The organism is Flavobacterium melibiosi (assembly GCF_048158545.1).
GTDB classification, from domain to species: domain Bacteria; phylum Bacteroidota; class Bacteroidia; order Flavobacteriales; family Flavobacteriaceae; genus Flavobacterium; species Flavobacterium melibiosi.
Genome location: NZ_JBLNKU010000004.1, coordinates 271,030 through 291,198, shown reverse-complemented (window position 1 = coordinate 291,198; position 20,169 = coordinate 271,030). Strand labels below are relative to the sequence as shown.

Sequence of the window (20,169 nt, the reverse complement as noted above, 5' to 3'; positions counted from 1 at the left end):
TTTCCGAGGTTTAAGCATTATAATTCTATATCAAATTGTGTCAATGATTTGAATTGTTTCAATCTTGATAGCACTTCTTCTTTATCTAAATCAATCATTCTTTCTGTTCCAAATTTCTCTACACAAAATGAAGCTAAATTAGAACCCTGAATAATTGCATTCTTCATGTTTTCGAATGAAATATTTTCACTCTGTGTAATAAATCCTGCAAATCCTCCTGCAAAAGTGTCTCCCGCTCCTGTTGGATCAAAAACTTCTTCTAAAGGTAATGCCGGAGCAAAGAAAACTTCTTTATTATGAAACAATAAAGCACCGTGTTCTCCTTTTTTAATCACCACGTATTTTGGTCCCATGGCATGAATTTTTGCAGCAGCTTTCACTAGAGAATATTCTCCCGAAAGTTGTCTTGCTTCTTCATCATTTATGGTAATAACATCTACACGCTTAATCACATCCAATAATTCCGGTAAAGCACAGTCCATCCAAAAATTCATAGTATCCAAAACTACCAATTTAGGTTGTGTTTCCATTTGGTCTAAAACGCTGCTTTGTACTAACGGATGCAAGTTTCCTAACATCACCACATCAGCATTTTTAAAATTTTGAGGAACCTTTGGCTGAAAATCTGCCAAAACGTTTAATTGAGTGTCTAAAGTGTCTCTTGAATTTAAATCATTATGGTAGCGACCACTCCAAAAGAAAGTTTTTCCGCCTTTTACAACTTCAATACCAGAAATATCTATATTTCTTGCGGTTAATAAATCTAAATATTCTTGTGGAAAATCATCGCCAACTACAGAAACTATTGCCGATTGTAAATTGAAATAAGAAGCTGAGAGTCCGATGTATGTTGCTGCGCCGCCTAAGATTTTATCTGTTTTTGCAAAAGGAGTTTCAATTGCGTCGAAAGCTACAGTTCCAACAATCAATAATTTATTCATACGTAGATATTATTTTCTTTTTAAAGGAATATGGAATTCGCTTATTAACATTTGATATTTATAAAAAACCTATGTTAAGCTCATTTCATTTTATGTGTTTGGAAATAAAGCGCAAAGATAGTTCATAAGTTATAAAATAGCAAAGGGTCCCAGTCGTAAAGTTTTGCTAATTTATTTCACTGGAATCCATTGTTTTACAACAACTTCCCTTCTTCTTTTTCATAAAAAGCATCTACAGAAAGTTGCTTTTGCATCGAAGCCATAACTGCCAACTCGTCGCATCTTTCGTTTTGAACATGGTTATTGTGTCCTTTTATCCATTTGAAGTTGACTTTGTGTTTTCTATAAACAACCAGAAAACGTTTCCACAAATCGGAATTTTTCCTATCCACAAACCCTTTCTTTTCCCAACCTAAAACCCACTTTTTCTCAACGGAATCCACCACATATTTAGAATCTGAAACCACTAAAACTCTCGTATTGGGATTTTTAAGTTTTTCCAATCCGACAATTACTGCCAGCAATTCCATTCTATTATTAGTGGTATAACGAAAACCCTCATAGAATTCCTTCTTATACGGTTTTCCTACCCATTCCATTATAACACCGTAGCCACCGGGACCGGGATTTCCTTTGGCTGCGCCATCAGTATAAATATTTACATCGTGAGTATTCAAAATTACAAACTATTTGTTAAGATTTTTTCAATCACTTCCGGAAAATATTTTTGCTCCAATTCATGTATTATTTCGGCCACTTCTTCGGGAGTTTCATCTTGTGATAAAACAACGTTTTTTTGAAAAAGAATATTCCCCTCATCATAATTTTCATTTACAAAATGAATAGTAATTCCAGTCTCTTTTTCTTTATTCCCTACAATTGCTCTATGTATATGCATACCATACATTCCTTTTCCACCGTATTTTGGCAACAATGCCGGATGAATATTTATGATCTTATTAGGATAGGCTGCGATAATATTTTCAGGAAATTTTAATAAAAACCCAGCTAAAACAATCAAATCAGGTTGAATATTATTTATAATATGTAGTACTTTACTTTCATTTAATTCTGTTTTCGAGAAAACTTCCGTTGGAATCTCATATTTCTTTGCTCTTTCAATCACCTTAGCATTTGGGTTATTTGTAAACACCGCTTCAACGCTTCCAATTTTTGTCGCAGCGAAATACTTGATGATGTTTTCAGCATTAGTCCCCGATCCAGAAGCGAAAATCACTATTTTTTTCATAATTAAACCCTTTTTTATTATGCAAAAAAAGGCATAAAAAATGAAATTAAATAACATTGCGAAGGCTTTGTCAAATATATTTTATAAATTAGTTGTCACATTTATTAACTAAATAGTTGTTTTAAAATAAAGTTTTTTATTTTTGCCAACAAATTAAATTCTAAAATTAAAGATTATGTCAGACATTGCATCAAGAGTAAAAGCGATTATCGTAGACAAATTAGGTGTTGACGAAAACGAAGTTGTAACAGAAGCAAGCTTCACTAATGATTTAGGAGCTGACTCATTAGACACTGTTGAGCTTATTATGGAATTCGAAAAAGAATTTGACATTCAAATTCCAGACGATCAAGCAGAAAACATCGCTACTGTAGGTCAAGCAATCTCTTACATCGAGGAAGCTAAAAAATAATAAAGTACACACCCGTTTGCAATCTTGTAAACGGGTGTTATTATTTTTTTTAAAATTAAATTCGAGATTGAATTTCAATCAAAAAATATTTATTGTAATACCCATGGCTCTTTAGTAATAAAAATACAGTAAAGAAAGCATGGGTTTTATTTGTTTAAAGATAACAAAATAAAGAATTTATGGTATTAAGACGAGTTGTTGTAACAGGTTTAGGTGCTCTTACTCCTATTGGAAATAATATTGAAGAGTATTGGAACGGACTCATTAACGGCGTTAGTGGAGCTGCACCAATAACTTATTTTGATGCTTCAAAATTTAAAACTCAATTTGCGTGCGAATTGAAAAACTTTAATGTTGAGGACTTTATAGACAGAAAAGAAGCTAGAAAGATGGACCGCTACGCACAGTATGCCATGGTTTCATCTGATGAAGCTGTACTTGATGCTGGTTTCAATTTTGAAAAATTAGACAAAGACAGAGTCGGCGTTATTTGGGGTTCAGGAATTGGTGGCTTAGAAACATTTCAAATCGAGATGCTGGAATATGCTAAAGGCGACGGAACACCTAGATTCAATCCTTTCTTTATTCCAAAAATGATTTCGGATATTGCTTGTGGTCATATTTCAATAAAATACGGCTTTAGAGGTCCAAACTTCGCAACCGTTTCTGCTTGTGCTTCTTCTACAAATGCAATTATTGATGCTTTCAATTATATCAGATTAGGTCATGCAGATGCAATGGTAACTGGAGGTTCTGAAGCTGCTGTAACTATAGCAGGTATGGGAGGATTCAATGCCTTACATGCTTTATCTACTCGAAATGACGATCCAAAAACAGCTTCCAGACCGATGGATAAGGACAGAGATGGATTTATTTTAGGCGAAGGAGCAGGAGCTCTAATTCTTGAAGAATACGAACATGCTATAGCTCGTGGCGCAAAAATTTATTGCGAAATTGGCGGTGGCGGAATGTCAGCAGATGCCTATCATATTACCGCGCCACATCCTGAGGGATTAGGTGCCAAAAACGTAATGTTGAATTGCTTGAGAGATGCTGGTTTACAAGCCAGTGATGTTGATGGTGTAAATATGCATGGAACTTCTACACCACTTGGTGATATTGCCGAATCTAAAGCAATATTGCATGTTTTTGGCGAACATGCTTACACTATGAATTTAAATTCAACAAAATCAATGACCGGCCATTTACTTGGTGCTGCTGGTGCAATTGAAACTATATCCTCCATCCTTTCGATGAAACACGGAATAGTTCCTCCTACAATAAATCATTTTACCGATGACGAAAACATTGACTCTAAATTAAACTTTACTTTCAACGTTCCTCAAAAAAGAGAAATGAATGTTGTCATGAGTAACACTTTTGGTTTTGGAGGACACAATGCTTGTGTATTGGTTAAAAAATTAGATATCTAATTATATGCGTATAATTAGAAAAATATTTTCGAAATCCCGTTCTCTAGAAGACGGGATTTTTTTTGATTCTATTCAGAAAATTTTGGGCTTCGCTCCAAATAACCTGGATTACTATAAAAAAGCTTTTACGCACCGTTCCTCTAATCGACTGGATGTTTTAGGAAACCCGATTAACTATGAGCGATTGGAATTTCTAGGCGACGCTATGCTGAGCGCAGTAATTGCAGCGCATTTATTTAGCAAAGCACCAGCGGGAGACGAAGGTTATTTGACTAAAATGCGTTCGAAAATTGTAAGCAGGGAACACCTGAACGAATTAGGAAAAGATTTAAATCTGGTTCAGTATATAGAAAGCAAAGTACCGTTACAACATTTTGGCGAAAACATACATGGTAATATCTTTGAATCGCTAGTTGGAGCAATCTATTTAGACAGAGGTTATGTCTACTGTGAAAAATTCATTCAGAAAAGAGTTATTATCCCCTATGTAGATATTGCCAGGCTGGAAGGAAAAGTAATCAGCTATAAAAGCTTGATTATAGAATGGTGTCAAAAAGAGAAGAAAATATTTCATTATGACATTTTTGAGGACAATGCAATAGATGGACAACGCTTGTTTGGCGTTAAACTCAGCATCGATGATAAAGTAATTGCAAAAGCCAGAGCAACATCTAAAAAGAAGGCTGAAGAAAAAGCATCCCAACGCGCTTATTTTGCATTTCAAGAAAAAATGGATAGAAAATAACATCATTTTCTTAAACCTATAACGTTTTCGTTGGCAATTTAACAAAAACATCCTATTTAGATAGGTCAGAACTTCGATAGAAATACTATATTTACAACTTATTTTTTCATGAAATGGCTATTCACAAACTGGATCTTGGAGAATTTGACGAAATAGATTACTATCTCATTGCTATTCATACTTCATTAGAAGACTATCGATTAGCTTTTTTTATTAATCAATTACTGCCAATAAATTTAAGTAAAAGCACAAATGAAATTCATATTAATATAGAAGAAGGGGAGACAAATTTTTCTAGATTTTATTATTATGATAATGAAAAAGCAATCACTTGGAATTTGATTCAAAATAAAAATGAGGTTATTCAACAGAAAAAGGGAATTAGCCAAAATTTATTTTCAAATGTTACAATGGAAGTGGCAACAAAAGTCTTTTTACTTCCTGAGTTTAAAAAAGTAGATTATTTCTTAAAAATAGAGAATATTGAAGATACAATGAGTGTATCAACAATACAGACTATATTAAATAAAATCGATAACATATCTACACTTTATACAGTAGATACAAATCAAATCAAATCAAAAAACAATTTAATTTTTTAATACCAATGCTTACAAACAAAAAAACCAAAATTGTAGCCACACTTGGGCCTGCATGTAGTACAAGAGAAATCATTAAAGACATGATTGATGCGGGTGTAAATGTTTTTAGAGTGAATTTTTCACATGCTGACTACGAAGATGTAAAAGAAAAAATAAATCTGATACGCGGCCTGAATGAGGAATTTGGCTACACTACTGCAATCCTAGGAGATTTACAAGGACCTAAACTTCGTGTAGGAGTTATGGAAGAAGGAGTTGTAGTACATGACGGAGACTTAATTACATTTACTACAGCCGAAGATATCCTTGGAACTGCAAAGAAAGTATTCATGAAATACCAAAACTTTCCAAATGATGTTAATCCAGGAGAAAGAATTTTGCTTGATGATGGGAAACTTATTTTCGAAATCGTGGAAACTGATAAAAAATCAGAAGTTATAGCAAGAGTAATTCAAGGTGGTGAATTGAAATCTAAAAAAGGAGTAAATCTGCCTAATACAAAAATTTCTCTTCCAGCAATGACTGAGAAAGATATAGCAGATGCTATTTTTGCCATTGGACAAAATGTAGATTGGATTGCATTATCATTTGTAAAAACACCAAGAGATTTACAAGACTTACAGGAATTAATTGCAGAGCACTCAGAATATAAAATTCCAATTGTTGCCAAAATAGAAATGCCAGAAGCATTAGAAAACATTGACAAAATTGTTGCTTATTGTGATGCTTTAATGGTTGCCCGTGGAGATTTAGGAGTAGAACTTCCCGCTCATGAAGTACCTTTAGTTCAAAAAGAATTAATTCGCAGAGCCAAAACAGCTCGTATTCCGGTTATCGTTGCTACGCAAATGATGGAAACAATGATCACTAGCCTTACGCCAACACGTGCAGAGGTGAATGACGTTGCAAATTCAGTTATGGATGGTGCAGATGCTGTAATGCTTTCTGGAGAGACAGCTACCGGTAATTATCCAGTTCAAGTAATCCAAAAAATGACTCAAATTATTGAAGCAGTTGAGGATTCTCCGCTTATTCATGTTCCACAAAATACACCACAGATAAAAACAAAACGTTTTATTACTAAAACAATTTGTCACCATGCTGCAACTATGGCTAATGTTATCAAAGCAAAAGCAATCTGTACATTGACTAATAGTGGTTATACCGCTTTCCAAATTTCGGCTTGGAGACCAAATGCACATATTTTAGTTTTCACCTCTAATAAAAGAATCCTTACACAACTTAATTTACTTTGGGGAGTAAAATCTTTCATGTACTCTAAAGATGTAAGCACAGATGATACTGTAACTGACATAAACGAAATTGTAAAACAAAAAGGTTTTGTACAAAAAGGTGATTTCCTTATCAATTTAGCAGCAATGCCTATTAAAGATAAAGGAATGGTAAACACCTTAAGAGTTTCTGAAATAGAATAGTTTTAAATTCTTCGAATATATTAAATCCGTCCTGTTTAATAACAAGACGGATTTTTTTGTGTCAAATATTTTCTGAAAACAATTGTATAAAAAACAGAAGTACCCTTGTTTAAAATTACTTCTGTTTTAGTTATCCGCGTTGCAAACGCTACGTTTTATCTTTTAATTTATGTAGGTACTCGCCGCAGGCAAGCACCAGAGAATGCGGGCAAACGAGAGCCAGTGGGGGTATAATCAGTATTACACAAACTATTGGAAGCTATCGTACAATAATCCGGTGTTTTAGCATTTTGCATGACAGTAATCCGCTCCCCGAAGTCTTACTCGAAAACGAAAATATCATTAGAAGTCTGGTGCTGTACGAAGTCTCCCGACTTCGTACCCATTGCTATATGCCGTTACAATTTTAATCTACTTATTTTAAGACTTGTGTATGTTGCCCTCGTTTGTTGTCCATTGGAAACGGTACGAAGTCGGGAAACTTCGCACAGCAACCCCCGAAATTTAAGAACATTTGCTTTTTTTGGAAGTCTTCGGGCAGCGGGAGTAAGCTTGTTTAAAATTACTTCTGTTTTAGTTATCCGCGTTGCAAACGCTATGTTTTATCTTTTAATTTATGTAGGTACTCGCCGCAGGCAAGCACCAGAGAATGTGGGCAAACGAGAGCCAGTGGGGGTAGAAATTAAAGACATTTTATGCCCCTCTTTCGCGAAGTCTCTAAATATCCAATACAAACGAAATAGAAAATAATTATATTGCTTCATTTTTTTTAGTTTTTTGGTACTGCAAACGCAGGATTATTAGGGTCAATCTCACTATCATCACTCATCTTATGCATCGCGTGATTCAGTCCACTATATAACCTTATGTTTTACTTTTTTTACGCCTCAGATAAAACAATCTTAATCCATATAATGACATAAATACAAATAATACTATAGTTAAATTTTTAATCAATTTGAATCTTTTAAAATAAACTAAACTTTTATCTAAGTCTATATATTTCAAATCATCATATTCATCAGGAGGATATCTCATTTCTTTGCAAATAAAATTAGAATACAAAGCATTGGTCACTTCTTCATAAATTTCAATATACCTGTTTTTATTGTTGTTGTCTTTCACCTTCGCCACTATGGTTTTATTATTAAACCAATATCCTACAAATTTTTTAATCATTATTTTCTTTTCGGTATCACTCATGAAAATAGAATCATTGCAATTTATAATCCATAAGTTCAAATCTTTTTCTTTCAAAACCATCCCTTGATTTCCAAGATCAGATCCAGCAAAAAGAACAGAAAATCTAGAAGGTATTTTAGCACTCAAAAAACCTTGTCCGAATCCATAATAGTATGCTTTGCTGTCTAGATACAAAAAGACACTTAATATGCTAAGCCAAATAATACCAACTACTCTTATTTTTTTCATCTTTGTTTGATTATTTAATGTTAGTACCAACTGGATAGCCTGGATTAGGATAACTTACTGAAAAATTATAGGGAATATAATTGTATGGTTTAGCCATAAAATTGACATCGCCTGAATTAAAAGAAGTTTCGAAACCTAAATCTAACGGATCTCTAAACCCATCGCCAACAAAAGCACTAAACCTTGTTGTACAATTACCCGTTGTACAAGAAGTTGAATAGTTAACATTGCTATCTCCTATGTGAAAAACTTTCCAAGTAAAATGAATATCAAATTTATCTGTCCTGCTTACAGCTGTCCCTGCTTTCAAAGCACCTAAAACTCTTCTATAATCTTTATCATTTAACAACGCTAATTTGGTATTTGGACCAAGCTCAACAGGGCTTCCGTCTTCGTAGTAATGTTCTACAGCTTCTTTATTATTGTCAACTACTTTAGGTTTCTTTCCTCCCGGCGGGTCAATAGTATGAAACGCGTGATTCAGCCCACTAACTACCAAGCCCGTAACAGCTCCCTGCCAAAAATTACCCCCAGTCAAGGTTCAAAATACCCTTCAAAACCTTAGAATCAGCCTAAACAAAAAATGAACTAATGTTTTTAACCAATTTTTGTTTTGAGATTTTCTATTTGTATCCATTTCTTAATAATTCAATTTTTGTTTTGTTTATAAATCTTAAACGATGAAAATAACATTATTATGCTACTCATGATTATAATTGTTAATAGATAACAACTCGTCTCTTTAATTTTTAATGTGGAAATTAAAAAAGGGGAAAAAACTAAAGCTAAAAAATTGTTTAAAGCATGTGCTATGAAGCATAAAAATACACTTTCTGTTTTTAAATAAACATAAGCAAGAAAGACCCCTAATACAAAAGCCGCAAATAAACTTGAACCAGAAAGATAATGAGCCAAGGAAAATCCTAATGAGGATAGTAAAATCGCTTTTTTTGGCGATTCTGTTTTTATCAATAAGGGCAGTAAACTTCCTCTAAAAATTAATTCTTCCAATAGTGGAGATACTAACAAAACCTTTAAAATACCATAATTAGTATAATTTTCTATTTTATCAACACTGTAATCTCTAAAAATCAAGAATGGTAATAAACTAAAAAAAAAGGTGAAACTTAAAGAAAACATTAATACATATACAACAAATATTTTATCTATTTTAAAAAATGGAATTCTGAAATAACTTTTTGCATCATTAAAAAATGGTAATGATATTACAAAAAACGTAAAAAGCAAAATACTTTTTAAATTGTACTTCATGTCAAAATACGAAACAATCATTGTGCAAATGATATACAAATAAAATTTTTTCATTTTTATGTTTCTTTATTTTACTTTATAAAACAAATTATATCTGCTATATCCCGAATAAGGATTAAATCCATTACTCATACTTGGTGTTTGTTGCCCTTGTGGCATAAAAACATGTCTGATTAAAGCATTTTTCGCCCCTTCTATTCTAATTTGACGTTGAGCTATATCTGAAGGTGACGGAGTATTTGCCAGACCACCATCGCTTAAAAGCTGTCCAACTGGACCTCCTCTAAATATAAATTCTAACGCCTTTGTACCCAATTCCTCTGCTACCATTTGAGGTGCTTGATTAATTGCATTTTTTACATTTGTACCTGGTTCATTTATATATTTTGCTTCTAAATCCAATCCTTTAAACTTAACTCCCTCATGAGTTAGTTCAAATGGATGATTGTCTAACCATTCACGAATTTCACCTGCATTCCCACCATATTGCTTTGCAATCCTTCTTGCCAATTCCTTATTAGGATCTGGCTGTTGATGCGCCAAATGATTCAGTCCACTAACCACGAGTCCTGTAGCAGCACCTTGCCAAAAGTTACCACCGGTAAGTTTTGCTCCTACACCACCAGCAACTGTACCAAAGGCAATCATGCCAGCACCACCAAGATTATCACCTATACTATTTAAACCAGTACCTGGAATAGCGTGTGCATTTTTCCCCAAACCATCCATACTAGATCCACCACTATACAAACTACTAGCAATACTACTTAACGCTCCCGCTGCAAAACCACTCCAAAAATTACCTCCTTGTAAGCCAGACATAGTCCCTTGAAAAGTTCCGTGTGCTACCGCTTGAAACGCCGCTTTGGAGAAGAAATTCGTAAATAGGTTTCCTGCCGCAGTTCCTATCCCAAACGTCACCGCCGCGCTTGCAGCACCAATAAAGGTTGCTTTCGCAAGCCCACCCACTGTAAAGGGTACATCGGTTAAGAGGGCTGTCATTGTATAAGTGGTTAGCGCTATTGCTGCACCTATAATCACAGCTACTCCAAGTGATATGAATTCCTCCCCGCTTGGGTCGGTATACATTAGTGGGTTATTCAACACATAGGCATACCTATTGTAATTTTGCGTATTCTCCGGTTGTTGTATAAAATTATCCGGCATCAAGAAAGAACGTAATGTCGGGTCATACAAACGACCGTTCATTTGTATGAGTCCTACTTCGGCTAGGTGTTCGTGACCCGTGTAGCCACGGTCGAGCATCATTAGTCCAGCAGCTGTTCCGTCTGTAGGCAATGCTATTGCAATACCATTTTGTTGCAATTTAGCCAAATTGCCCCAAGCGTCAAATTGTCTGCGCTCTACGGCTACGCCTGTATCATCAGAAATAGCTATTATACTTCCTAAATAATCCCTGTGAAGATACTGTTTTTTGTCAACAATTGCTCCTGTATTTAATGTCTTTACTTTATCAATATACAACGGCGCCGTGTAAGCATCGCCTCCTATGTAGGTTCGTATCGTGATAGTAGTAGGCGTTTTGAGTATTTCTACACTGCCATCATCGGTATAACTTTTGGTCTTGGTATAAATTCCAGTTGCTCCAGGATTAGGTTGATAGCCATACTGCATTGTTTGTCTGGACAAATGCGAATTATAGACAAAAGCCGTACTGCCTTTGTCACTTTCATTTATCGAGATAGGACTTTTAAACATCGTGTAGCTTACTACTTGTTTCGGCAGGTTGTTGTAATACCCAACCCCATCGGTGGTTAAGTTTATCGATTTTTTTCGGTAAATACCTGTAGTTGTATCAGTGTTGTAGTTTACCGTTCCTAGTTTATTATTGTTGGTTATTCTACCTCTAGTATCATATCCATTGGAGTCTTGAGAATTGGTTAATGGATTCGTCCATTGTATCAATCGGTCCAAGGTATCGTACGTAAAGACCTCGTTGGTGCCCAATACTTGGTTTTGTCTGTTGTTTAATGTTCCTTTTACGGCATTAAAATCATAGGTGTTGTACAAGACATCTACACTGTTTTTAGAGTGTTTTTGTGAAGTATAATAGCCATCGGCGTTGTAGGCATTGGTAATCGTTACACCATTACCCAATGTTTCGGTCAACGATTTCATTTTTTCGTTGGCTGTATTGAGTTGCCACAAAACGTTATCATTGGCATCGGTCATTTTATCCATAATACCGTTGTAGGCATTGTAGTTGTTCTTGGTGGTTATGGACGTGCTTAATCCCGTTGTGAGTTCTTGCGTGGCATTGGTTCCCGTAATAGGTCGTCCAAAAGTATCATAGCTAACGGTTTTGGTATGAGTGAAACTGGCATTGCTCTCGGTGGTGGTTTCCAATCTGTGCAGATTGTCATAACCATACGTAAAACTATCTATTGGCGTTCCAATGGCTTTTTTGCTGGTTTCAGAAATAAGCTGGGAGAAGGAATTATAGACATAATCGGTTTCAAAATCTGCTCCGTCGCCTGATATTTTTTTCTTGAGTACTCGTCCAAAGACATCATAAGTAGTATCGGTGTACCCTTTTGGAGTGGTTTCTTTTGTTATTTGTCCGAAAGCATCATAACCGTACGTGTAATTCCCTGCATTGGGATCGTTCATCGCTATTTTATTGCCCCAACCATCAATACTGATGCTTACTTTATGTCCCTCGTAATTGGATTCTTTGAGCTGTCCGGTAGCATAATAGGTAAAGTTGATAGTACCTCCTTCGTCGGTAGTTTGGGTTTTGTTGCCCAAGGCATCAACGGTGGCTGTCGTTGTTTTCACATCATCAATACTTGTGGTGGTAAGACCTGAATAGCTCAGTGTTTGAATTCTTCCTGTGGACGTTGTTATTTTTGTGGGACGTTGCAAATAATCGTATTCATACGAAGTCCATTTGCTTGGAAAGGAAAAATAAGGTTCGCTTTCTTTTTGTTTTCTGCCCAATCCATCATACACCACTTGTTTTGAAATGGTGGAGTTGAGTGCAAAACCTTTGGTAGTACTTACAATGGCTCTTCCCAAAACATCATACTGAGTTATTGATTTGGCTTGATCACCCACCGTATTTTGGCTGGTGGTGGTATAACCGCCATCCGATAATTTGACATAAGTAATGGTCGTTTCCAATGGTATTGTCGATGCTCCTGTAGTTTTGCTATTCTTTAGTTTACCCCAATTGTCAAAGATGTAATCGCTAACGACGCCTAAATAATTGGTCGATTGTGTGACTTGTCCTAGGGTGTTGTAAACAAAGTTGGTTTCGAAAAGCTGATGGTCTTTTTTCTTGACCACAAAACGTTTGGTGGCATCGTATTCATCAGTAATGGTTCTTGCTGCAATTGGTGTTGGTGCGGAAGGTGCTGATACAGTTTTGGTCAGCAAATTACCCACGGCATCATACGTCATATCTTCTACAATAGGGTAAGTTTTGTGTCCTGTTTTTTCGGTCTTGCTTAAGTTACTCCCAGAGTAAGTGTAAACTTCGCTAGAAGTTCGGGTATCGCCAGTGTAAATAGTGGTACTTGTGTTTACTGTTTTAGGTCTTCCTATGTAGTAAGCAGCCCCCGATCCTGTTGGGTTATTTTCGTAAGTAGTGCTACTAGTGGTGGTGCCTTGCAATGTTGTTCCGCTGTATTGTTTGGCAACGCTTTGGGTTTGCAAACCAAAGTAATTGTCTGAGTTAACCGAACCATCGTAAGTAAAACTGGTTTCTGATATTACTCCACTCAAGTGGTCTTTGGTGGTTTGCTTGGTTAGCAATACATTATACACATAATTTTTTGGAATAGTGGCACTACTTCCTGCAGCAACTGGAACAGCTCTAAACTCGCCTGTACTACTAGGTTTTGCACTAAATCCAGGTTTCAAAATAATCTGTGGTGCTTTATAATTGGCAATCACGCCATCATTGACTACTGATGAAGCGGTAATGGAATTATTGGCAATATACGTCTGATTGATGGTAACGGGATCTGTAATTACAATATCATTTTGACCGTTACTCGAAGACATACTTGTGCCTTGGGTATAAGTAGCAAAATAATTCGTTTTCGTGCTCAACAAATTATCCGGTATAGTGGCAAAAACCGTCTCGGGATTGGTACTGGACCAAGTTATGGTATTAGCTCCTCGCAGGTTTATGTCGTTGTTATAGGTCGTCCAGATTTTGGGGTCTGTAGACGATGGTAAATACCAGCTACTTCTTGATATTCGCTTGAAACCAACAGTACCATAATTAAAATTAGAGACATAGCCATAATACTTAAAATCTTGGTATTTGTAAACATTATTTATGATAGCGGTAAGTTTAGACACTAAAAAACTACCCGTATTCCGAATGATTTCGATATTAGGATAAATAGATGTGTTGCTTGAGGAATAAAAATCAGTAGCGACGTTTCCTAAACCGCCACCAATGGCTTCCATTGGCTTATATTCAATGACTTGTATGATTTTACCATTTGATTCCTTTACATGTATTAACCTGTTATCAGTATCAAAATCTTTATTGAATTGGTAGTATTCAATTTTATTATAATGCCCTCTCACAATGACTAATTCCGTATTTGCTCCTTGGTATTTGTAATTAGAGGTTATAGGAATTGGGATGTCTGGGGATGGAGAATCAAAAATCCCTGAATCATAGGTTTGAATAAAACCAGAACTCGAAATCTTACCAATATTGTTGGTAAAAGCGGTTACCCGCCATTGGGTATTATGGTTGTTGATAGTCCATTGCGGTTTATAATATTTCCTCCAAACTCTTACTAAATCTGACTTCCCATCACCATTGACATCCATAGCATAATAACTGCTAATGTCGGTTTGGGTTGAGTAATAAGTTCCAGTATTTGGCCAATATTCAACAATATTTTGAGATTCTTTAACAAAAAAATCTCCCCCGGCAGGTTTTGGATTGCTGTAATAGGTATGCCATAAGGTATTATTAATCCCACCTTCAGTATCGGGTAACATAATATCAGTTTTTCCATCACCGTTGTAGTCGCCAAAAAGGATTTGTTTCGTTGGAGAATATTTGTCTAATGTCCCTGAACCAATTAATTCTAATTCAACCCAAGGAGACACATTAAGTTGTTTAAAACTAACTATTTTGTAGGTTTTGTCATTGTTGACTATTAAAATATCTGACTTTCCATCAGAATTAAAATCGACAACAAATTTTTTATCCCCTTGTAAAACTATAGTATTTTGTAGCTTTACAAAACCACTTCCTCCAAGAATTGTTGAAGCATTAGGGTCTAAATTTAATAAATAGGATTCTTTTCCGTCAGATTTAACTTCTGTAACACAAGCATTAGATTCATAATCCCCTTCGTCATTTACAATATTAGCATAATAATTATAATATCTTTCATTTATTGTACTGCATAACAATACTTCACTTATACCATCGCCATTAAAGTCTCCTTCTAAATATTCATTTGATACTTTAATTAAAGGAGGAGGATTACAACCAAAAAAAGAATAAGTTTCTGAACTAGTATCATGATATATACTATTGTCAAAATTTATTGTTTTAGTATTACTTAAAGTTATAACATTTCCAGATGTTAGATTATGGATTTTAAATTCTATACTATTTAATGTTTCATTTGCATAAACAATCGATTGAAACTGATTTAGTTTATTACTTGTCAATGTGGTAGCGACGAATTCTTGTCTTTTATTTCCTGTAAATGGCAAGTTAATTGGTGCATTACCACTACTTTCATTAAATAAATTTGTAAAAATTTGATTATTAGCCACAAAATCTAACCTTCCATCACCATCAAAATCCCCAGCTAAATCAGTTTCATTAAAATTAAGGTTGTTGGTATAGTCTTTTATTTTTCTGTTAGTGGTCGTTGGAGTAGGAGTATTGTATTCAAAAATTACCGGATTGGAAGCTTCATTTTGCCCATTAGATTCCTGTATTTTTGTTACTCTTTCGTATCCTGAATCTAGATCAGGAGTTTGAAAAAGTTGGTATTTTCGGAATGGAGCATTGTTAGCCAATACTTGTATATTGTCAAGAATTTTTGTGGCGTAAACTGGTCCGCCTTTTATATAATCTCTTTCTACTCGTTTAGCATCTCTATAAGTAAAAATAATCTTATCTTGTGCTGCGATGCCAACCACTTGATTAGCACTAAATGTAATATTATCTATATATAATTGGTTTGTACTGTTATAAACTACATTAGCATAATTGTACTCTATATTGTTACCATTTGCATCTTCAAATCGAACTATGAACCATGCATTTACTGAGGTTGCATTCTGGTACGTACCCGAACCCTTAGATCCATACCATGTTCTGGATCCATCCGGGCTGGTTACTATGAAAAAAGTAGAAGCACCTCCGTTTTCAATCTTTAATTCAATTTTGGTGTTGCTTTTGTATTCGGTTTCATAAGTAGAACCATCTGCCCAATAGGTTCCTGTTTTTAATAATAATCGCTGTCCGTCAAGAGCCAATTTATCATTGTCGTCAAAATCGACACCATCCACAAAACCATCAATATCTCTTCTTGTAGCCATACGGCTAATGGTAGAAATACTGTTGATGTTCCATCCTTGTCCTGCTATACCACCTCTAACACCGCTGCTATACGTAAGATTTATGATAGGTGCTACACTCTTGATACTCGGGGGCATCGCTATGGGTAAGTTATAGGTTGCTGATCCCGAATTAGAAATTTGCAATTCTCCCTTCGTATCAGTAAAGTTTTGGGCTGAAATTAAATGGGTAATAAAAAATATAAAGATTAGGTACTGTTTTTTCATAAATAAAATAGTTACTATTTAATAATTTTTATTGTTTTTTGTTCCCCGTCATTATAAATCAAAACAACAAGATAAGCTCCTGTAGGATAATTAAAAAATGGAATGTTTAGGGTATTTGTTTTTTCGAGATTATTATAGGTTTGTAACACTCGTCCATTCAAATCGTACAAATAGATGGAAGTGACTGTTTTGCCTGCAACGAGTTCCCATTTAATATACAATTCTTCCTTTACTGGATTGGGGTAATAGGAAATGGCATCCTCGGGAAAAAATTTTTGCAAATCTTCCTTTTGAAGTGCTGTGATTTCTTTGGGAACAGCAATTTTATAATTCGGATTAGTGCAACTTAAACACAATTCTCTTTTAATTTGATTGCCTGCCATATCATAATCAAAAGTTATTTTATTTTGAGCTTCAGCAAATAACGAAAACCCTAAAAACAGGACTAGTATATAATTTTTCATAATATATTTTTTTAGATTAAACTTTAATTATTGCTTTTTGGCCATCAAAGCTGTGACTTGGGCTTTTAATTCTTCAATAACTTTATTTTGCTCAATGGCATAAAGCGTCAATTCCTCTACTTTCTGGAGCAAAACATTCGACATAGTGCCAAGTGACACACCATTTTGTTGTACTTCTTGCGCCGATGGCACATTAGGCAAGTGATGATTTTTCTTCGTGAAACTTTCAATTTCGGCAAGTGTTGGCAGGGTATAATCCGATTTCAATTCCGATTTTCCGGTGTAGTATTTTTGGAAAACATAATCGGCAGGAACAGCTAAATCTACTATTATTTCTTCGGCATGTATTTTGCCTTTTACGGTGAGTTTTTGGTCTGGGTTTGTTGAGCCGATACCTACTTTACCTTTATTTATTGTCAAATAAGTATCTCCAGCATTACCCCAAGATTGTATGTTGTCATATGGATCTCTTTCCCACCACGTTCTTGTATCGACATGAGGAGTAGCAAAACTTACATCCACAGAAATGCCATAGTGTAATCTAGCTCCAAGCCAGTTATTTGGTCCTCCATCCCTCAATGTCCATAATCTATTATAGATACGATTTGAAGTTACGTTACCTGCTCTCTCATCCAACAATTGAAAGTTATTCAAATTTCCTCCTAAAACATCGGGTACATAACTTTTAATTAATCCTTCTACTTGCAATTTTGCTTGTGGGGTTGTGGTGCCAATGCCTACGTTGCCATCGTGCCTTATTGTAAGTGTCTTATTGTCTGAATATCCAATATCTAAATTAGCATAAGGATTATTGTCTCTAGTTGTAAAAAACCAATCTGAACCAGAATGTGTTACTGGTGCTAATGACAATCTCTTAATCTCAACCTCTGTACTAGGACTGCCTGAATTATTACTATCACCTATTTGTAAAGTAGAATTTGGATTTGTCGTACCAATACCCGCATTGCCCGTAGGAGGAAATGTATTAGTTTGTCCAAATGATAGTGAAGTAATAAGGAATGTAAATGCTAGAAATGTTTTTTGTGTTTTCATAGTATTATAGTACGTTTTATATAGTAGATTTTATAATTACCTGTACAAACGGGTGCTTTGTACAGCGGGATATTTTTTAGATATTGAAGAAATATTTTACAATCATTTTTTTTCTAAACTTGCCAGTCTTGCCGCTAGGGTTGCTATGGTTTTGTTTTGCACTTCCAGTTTCTTTTGTTGCTCAATGGCATAAAGCGTCAATTCCTCTACTTTCTGGAGCAAAACATTCGACATCATTCCCAGTGACACGCCATTTTGTTGCACTTCTTGCGCCGATGGCACATTAGGCAAGTGATGATTTTTCTTCGTGAAACTTTCAATTTCGGCGAGTGTTGGCATAGAATAATCCGATTTCAATTCCGATTTTCCGGTGTAGTATTTTTGGAAAACATAATCGGCTGGAACGGCTAAATCTACTATTATTTCTTCGGCATGTATTTTGCCTTTTACGGTGAGTTTTGTATCTGGGTTTATTGTCCCTATTCCTACATTACCTAAAGATGTAATTCTCATTCTCTCCTCTGGAACTGTTGTAAAAACACTTCCTCCACTGGTTGTATAAAAAGCTAAATGTGCCGGAGAATATTGATTTCCATCTCCCGCTTGCAATAATTTTATAGCCGCTGCATAACCTAAATTATAGTGTTTGTAAAAATTAATAGCGCTAAGCACCTCATTGTCTACCATTGCTTCGGTGTTTTTCGTGGAGCCAATAGTTAATGCTGTAGTCCAAGCAGTAACTTCCAAGTTGCTTTTCGGATTTGTCGTGCCAATACCCACATTACCAATACCTGGAAATGTATTCTGCCCAAAAGACAATGATGTAGCCAAAATAGCTACTAATAAAATACTCTTTTTCATAAATGTTTTGTTTTTTAATTAAATTCCTTTTATTCTCCTGCAAAATAACCTCAACCAAACAATTAATCAGATTGGTTTTGTAATTTCTTTTTTTTCGTGTTTTTCAATTTTATTAAGCAAGCAATGTCAGAGAACCTTCCAAATGTCTTTTTTATTTGATATCTCCTCTATTGATTTTGATTCTTTGCAGAAACTGCTTTTATTTTTTTACGAATATTAAGCTTATTAGTATTATTTTTTTCATAATAATATGTTTTTTGTAATGTAAAATTTACTTTGTGATTGATTTATTATACCTTATCTATTTGATTGTATACAAAGTGAAGTAGACCCTTTTGATGGATTTTCTTCTGTAAGCAAGGGGTTTACAGAAAATAAATACATAATTAGCAGGAATATTTTCTATCTAGAAAGTGATCGACATGATTATTTCTATATGATGTTCCTTGTAAAATAATTGTAGCAGTAATAAGTAAAGTCTTTTCATATTCAAATTAATTAATTCAAGTTGCTAGTTAATCGATTTGTTTAATTGTAGTCCAAAGACAAATAGAGTTAGCTTTATCAGAAAACCTTCAAGTGTAACTGCAAGTATTGTTCTTGGAAACATTTTCTTGATGTCACTTATTGCTGTTTCTACTCTTTTTCTCATTTTTAGCTTTTCATTTTTTTGTTCCAATGTATCTATTCTCTTAGCGTTTGACTTGCGTTGAATCTTTAATAAGATGCATTTTCTCTCCAGAGCAATATCTTCTAACCCATAATCTGTATAGGCACTATCGCCATATAATGAGGCTTCTGCAGGTAATTTATCTATCATTTTCCTAATGCTTTTGCATCACCAGTTTTACCTGGTGTAAAATGAAAAGCTATTGGAATTCCATCTTTTGTGGTGAGTAATTGTACTTTAACCCCATGAAAATAATTTCGCATACTAGCAGTGTAGCCTCTCCATTTTTTATCTTTAAGAATCTTGCCGTTTGCAATGCGCATATTGTTACATACTGCAACTGGAAAAGAATCTATGATATAGTGCATTTCACAACAAAAGTCTTTATAATAAGAACTTACAATCTCAAATAACTCATATAAAAGTTTACTTATTTTATGTAATCGCCTGTTGAATCTGCTTTTATCCAGCATATTGGAAATAAATCCATACTGCTTCATAAACTTTATAGCTGACGAATGATTACCATAAAAACTTGTTGAAGAAACAATTGCAGTCAAGATAATTTCACTATCACAAACTTGTCTTCTCACATCTTCTACATGATTAATTCCTTGCAAAATATCATCTATTAAACAAAAAATTGATATAATTTTGTCTTTACAAAGCATTGGGGCTGTTTATTGGTTAGCAAAACAAATTTACTTAACCTCTGCTTTGTTTTTTATGTTATTTCAACTAGCAACTTGAATTAATTATAAGGAAAAGATAAAAATGTGCTGATTTTATTTCTGTT

General features: G+C 34.7%; 15 protein-coding genes and 1 pseudogene. 5 read left to right on the top strand and 11 right to left on the bottom strand.

Going from position 1 to position 20,169, the window contains the following annotated elements:
* Positions 1-17: 17 nt before the first annotated feature.
* The 3 genes from ACM55F_RS07020 to purN form a co-directional block, all read right to left on the bottom strand.
* Positions 18-941 carry a PfkB family carbohydrate kinase gene (locus ACM55F_RS07020; protein ID WP_416853089.1) on the bottom strand — a complete coding sequence of 308 codons (924 nt, stop codon included), beginning with the start codon at positions 939-941 and terminating at the stop codon, positions 18-20.
* Between the two features lie 194 nt (positions 942-1,135).
* Positions 1,136-1,618, bottom strand: coding sequence for a ribonuclease HI (gene rnhA, locus ACM55F_RS07015; protein ID WP_416853088.1), 483 nt, complete (start codon positions 1,616-1,618; stop codon positions 1,136-1,138).
* A gap of 2 nt (positions 1,619-1,620) precedes the next feature.
* Positions 1,621-2,190: a phosphoribosylglycinamide formyltransferase gene (gene purN / locus ACM55F_RS07010; protein ID WP_416853087.1), complete on the bottom strand. Its 570-nt coding sequence runs from the start codon at positions 2,188-2,190 to the stop codon at positions 1,621-1,623.
* Between the two features lie 175 nt (positions 2,191-2,365).
* Between purN and ACM55F_RS07005 the strand changes: the two genes are divergently transcribed.
* The 5 genes from ACM55F_RS07005 to pyk all read left to right on the top strand — a co-directional run bounded on the left by ACM55F_RS07005 (position 2,366) and on the right by pyk (position 6,818).
* Positions 2,366-2,602: an acyl carrier protein gene (locus ACM55F_RS07005; protein WP_007137004.1), complete on the top strand. Its 237-nt coding sequence runs from the start codon at positions 2,366-2,368 to the stop codon at positions 2,600-2,602.
* A 179-nt stretch (positions 2,603-2,781) separates the two neighbouring features.
* Positions 2,782-4,035 carry a beta-ketoacyl-ACP synthase II gene (gene fabF, locus ACM55F_RS07000; protein WP_416853086.1) on the top strand — a complete coding sequence of 418 codons (1,254 nt, stop codon included), beginning with the start codon at positions 2,782-2,784 and terminating at the stop codon, positions 4,033-4,035.
* A gap of 4 nt (positions 4,036-4,039) precedes the next feature.
* A complete protein-coding gene (gene rnc / locus ACM55F_RS06995; RefSeq protein WP_416853085.1) occupies positions 4,040-4,780 on the top strand; it encodes a ribonuclease III in 741 nt (246 codons plus the stop codon).
* Positions 4,781-4,893: 113 nt separating this feature from the next.
* Positions 4,894-5,382, top strand: coding sequence for an IPExxxVDY family protein (locus ACM55F_RS06990; RefSeq protein WP_416853083.1), 489 nt, complete (start codon positions 4,894-4,896; stop codon positions 5,380-5,382).
* Between the two features lie 5 nt (positions 5,383-5,387).
* The gene (gene pyk / locus ACM55F_RS06985; RefSeq protein ID WP_416853081.1) at positions 5,388-6,818 is read left to right on the top strand and encodes a pyruvate kinase; all 1,431 of its coding nucleotides are present in this window, start codon (positions 5,388-5,390) and stop codon (positions 6,816-6,818) included.
* An 864-nt stretch (positions 6,819-7,682) separates the two neighbouring features.
* Here the strand turns inward: pyk and ACM55F_RS06980 are convergent.
* The 8 genes and pseudogenes from ACM55F_RS06980 to ACM55F_RS18760 form a co-directional block, all read right to left on the bottom strand.
* Positions 7,683-8,249 carry a hypothetical protein gene (locus tag ACM55F_RS06980; protein ID WP_416853080.1) on the bottom strand — a complete coding sequence of 189 codons (567 nt, stop codon included), beginning with the start codon at positions 8,247-8,249 and terminating at the stop codon, positions 7,683-7,685.
* Between the two features lie 10 nt (positions 8,250-8,259).
* Positions 8,260-8,787, bottom strand: a complete 528-nt coding sequence (locus ACM55F_RS06975; RefSeq protein ID WP_416853079.1) for a hypothetical protein — start codon at positions 8,785-8,787, stop codon at positions 8,260-8,262.
* 110 nt (positions 8,788-8,897) lie between these two features.
* On the bottom strand, positions 8,898-9,521 hold the full coding sequence (locus ACM55F_RS06970; protein WP_416853078.1) for a CPBP family intramembrane glutamic endopeptidase: 624 nt from the start codon (positions 9,519-9,521) through the stop codon (positions 8,898-8,900).
* A gap of 66 nt (positions 9,522-9,587) precedes the next feature.
* Complete coding sequence (locus ACM55F_RS06965) at positions 9,588-16,325, bottom strand: RHS repeat-associated core domain-containing protein (protein WP_416853076.1); 6,738 nt, start codon at positions 16,323-16,325, stop codon at positions 9,588-9,590.
* Positions 16,326-16,339: 14 nt separating this feature from the next.
* Complete coding sequence (locus tag ACM55F_RS06960) at positions 16,340-16,789, bottom strand: T9SS type A sorting domain-containing protein (protein ID WP_416853074.1); 450 nt, start codon at positions 16,787-16,789, stop codon at positions 16,340-16,342.
* Between the two features lie 27 nt (positions 16,790-16,816).
* Positions 16,817-17,842, bottom strand: coding sequence for a hypothetical protein (locus ACM55F_RS06955; RefSeq protein WP_416853072.1), 1,026 nt, complete (start codon positions 17,840-17,842; stop codon positions 16,817-16,819).
* Between the two features lie 102 nt (positions 17,843-17,944).
* On the bottom strand, positions 17,945-18,703 hold the full coding sequence (locus ACM55F_RS06950) for a hypothetical protein (RefSeq protein ID WP_416853070.1): 759 nt from the start codon (positions 18,701-18,703) through the stop codon (positions 17,945-17,947).
* A 511-nt stretch (positions 18,704-19,214) separates the two neighbouring features.
* A pseudogene (locus ACM55F_RS18760) lies at positions 19,215-20,044 on the bottom strand (IS982 family transposase).
* Between the last annotated feature and the right edge of the window lie 125 nt (positions 20,045-20,169).